Source organism: Phytobacter sp. V69, from assembly GCF_965644215.1.
Classification (GTDB): domain Bacteria; phylum Pseudomonadota; class Gammaproteobacteria; order Enterobacterales; family Enterobacteriaceae; genus Phytobacter.
In genome coordinates this window covers 1-3,229 of sequence record NZ_CBFFRL010000269.1, presented here as the reverse complement: position 1 = coordinate 3,229, position 3,229 = coordinate 1, and the positions used below count along the sequence as shown (strand labels likewise).

At 53.0% G+C, this 3,229-nt stretch carries 2 rRNA genes; both read left to right on the top strand.

Annotation, left to right across the window (positions count from 1 at the left end):
• Positions 1 to 151: 151 nt before the first annotated feature.
• Positions 152 to 3,058, top strand: a 23S ribosomal RNA gene (locus ACSZPU_RS23235).
• Between the two features lie 93 nt (positions 3,059 to 3,151).
• Positions 3,152 to 3,229: ribosomal RNA gene (gene rrf, locus ACSZPU_RS23230) — 5S ribosomal RNA — on the top strand; the annotation flags it as partial.

Here is a 3,229-nt window from a genome sequence, read left to right as displayed (position 1 = left end):
GTTTTGCTCTTTAAAAATCTGGATCAAGCTGAAAATTGAAACGACACATCGTGTCTGTTCTCCGTAATAAAGAACAGAATGGCGGTGTGTTCGAGTCTCTCAAATTTTTACAGCGCGATGATGGATCGCAAGAAACATCTTCGGGTTGTGAGGTTAAGCGACTAAGCGTACACGGTGGATGCCCTGGCAGTCAGAGGCGATGAAGGACGTGCTAATCTGCGAAAAGCGCCGGCGAGGTGATATGAACCTTTGACCCGGCGATGTCCGAATGGGGAAACCCAGTGTGACTCGTCACACTATCGTTAACTGAATACATAGGTTAACGAGGCGAACCGGGGGAACTGAAACATCTAAGTACCCCGAGGAAAAGAAATCAACCGAGATTCCCCCAGTAGCGGCGAGCGAACGGGGAGGAGCCCAGAGTCTGAATCAGCGCGTGTGTTAGTGGAACGGTCTGGAAAGTCCGGCGATACAGGGTGACAGCCCCGTACACGAAAGCCCACACGTTGTGAACTCGAAGAGTAGGGCGGGACACGTGGTATCCTGTCTGAATATGGGGGGACCATCCTCCAAGGCTAAATACTCCTGACTGACCGATAGTGAACCAGTACCGTGAGGGAAAGGCGAAAAGAACCCCGGCGAGGGGAGTGAAAAAGAACCTGAAACCGTGTACGTACAAGCAGTGGGAGCACCTTCGTGGTGTGACTGCGTACCTTTTGTATAATGGGTCAGCGACTTATATTCTGTAGCAAGGTTAACCGAATAGGGGAGCCGAAGGGAAACCGAGTCTTAACTGGGCGTTAAGTTGCAGGGTATAGACCCGAAACCCGGTGATCTAGCCATGGGCAGGTTGAAGGTTGGGTAACACTAACTGGAGGACCGAACCGACTAATGTTGAAAAATTAGCGGATGACTTGTGGCTGGGGGTGAAAGGCCAATCAAACCGGGAGATAGCTGGTTCTCCCCGAAAGCTATTTAGGTAGCGCCTCGTGAACTCATCTTCGGGGGTAGAGCACTGTTTCGGCTAGGGGGCCATCCCGGCTTACCAACCCGATGCAAACTACGAATACCGAAGAATGTTATCACGGGAGACACACGGCGGGTGCTAACGTCCGTCGTGAAGAGGGAAACAACCCAGACCGCCAGCTAAGGTCCCAAAGTCATGGTTAAGTGGGAAACGATGTGGGAAGGCACAGACAGCCAGGATGTTGGCTTAGAAGCAGCCATCATTTAAAGAAAGCGTAATAGCTCACTGGTCGAGTCGGCCTGCGCGGAAGATGTAACGGGGCTAAACCATGCACCGAAGCTGCGGCAGCGACGCTTATGCGTTGTTGGGTAGGGGAGCGTTCTGTAAGCCGTTGAAGGTGGCCTGTGAGGGTTGCTGGAGGTATCAGAAGTGCGAATGCTGACATAAGTAACGATAAAGCGGGTGAAAAGCCCGCTCGCCGGAAGACCAAGGGTTCCTGTCCAACGTTAATCGGGGCAGGGTGAGTCGACCCCTAAGGCGAGGCCGAAAGGCGTAGTCGATGGGAAACAGGTTAATATTCCTGTACTTGGTGTTACTGCGAAGGGGGGACGGAGAAGGCTATGTTAGCCGGGCGACGGTTGTCCCGGTTTAAGCATGTAGGCGGGTGTTCCAGGTAAATCCGGAACGCTGTTAACGCTGAGGTGTGATGACGAGTCACTACGGTGATGAAGTAACAAATGCCCTGCTTCCAGGAAAAGCCTCTAAGCATCAGGTAACACGAAATCGTACCCCAAACCGACACAGGTGGTCAGGTAGAGAATACCAAGGCGCTTGAGAGAACTCGGGTGAAGGAACTAGGCAAAATGGTGCCGTAACTTCGGGAGAAGGCACGCTGATATGTAGGTGAAGCCCCTGCGGGTGGAGCTGAAATCAGTCGAAGATACCAGCTGGCTGCAACTGTTTATTAAAAACACAGCACTGTGCAAACACGAAAGTGGACGTATACGGTGTGACGCCTGCCCGGTGCCGGAAGGTTAATTGATGGGGTTATCCGTAAGGAGAAGCTCTTGATCGAAGCCCCGGTAAACGGCGGCCGTAACTATAACGGTCCTAAGGTAGCGAAATTCCTTGTCGGGTAAGTTCCGACCTGCACGAATGGCGTAATGATGGCCAGGCTGTCTCCACCCGAGACTCAGTGAAATTGAACTCGCTGTGAAGATGCAGTGTACCCGCGGCAAGACGGAAAGACCCCGTGAACCTTTACTATAGCTTGACACTGAACACTGGTCCTTGATGTGTAGGATAGGTGGGAGGCTTTGAAGCGTGGACGCCAGTCTGCGTGGAGCCAACCTTGAAATACCACCCTTTAATGGCTGGTGTTCTAACGTGGACCCGTAATCCGGGTTGCGGACAGTGTCTGGTGGGTAGTTTGACTGGGGCGGTCTCCTCCCAAAGAGTAACGGAGGAGCACGAAGGTTAGCTAATCCTGGTCGGACATCAGGAGGTTAGTGCAATGGCATAAGCTAGCTTGACTGCGAGCGTGACGGCGCGAGCAGGTGCGAAAGCAGGTCATAGTGATCCGGTGGTTCTGAATGGAAGGGCCATCGCTCAACGGATAAAAGGTACTCCGGGGATAACAGGCTGATACCGCCCAAGAGTTCATATCGACGGCGGTGTTTGGCACCTCGATGTCGGCTCATCACATCCTGGGGCTGAAGTAGGTCCCAAGGGTATGGCTGTTCGCCATTTAAAGTGGTACGCGAGCTGGGTTTAGAACGTCGTGAGACAGTTCGGTCCCTATCTGCCGTGGGCGCTGGAGAATTGAGGGGGGCTGCTCCTAGTACGAGAGGACCGGAGTGGACGCATCACTGGTGTTCGGGTTGTCATGCCAATGGCATTGCCCGGTAGCTACATGCGGAAGAGATAAGTGCTGAAAGCATCTAAGCACGAAACTTGCCCCGAGATGAGTTCTCCCTGACTCCTTTGAGAGTCCTGAAGGAACGTTGAAGACGACGACGTTGATAGGCCGGGTGTGTAAGCGTAGCGATACGTTGAGCTAACCGGTACTAATGAACCGTGAGGCTTAACCTTACAACGCCGAAGATGTTTTGGCGTGAGAGACACGATTTTCAGCCTGATTACAGATTGATTAGCCGGCTTTGAGCGGGTTAAAAACAGAATTTGCCTGGCGGCTTTAGCGCGGTGGTCCCACCTGACCCCATGCCGAACTCAGAAGTGAAACGCCGTAGCGCCGATGGTAGT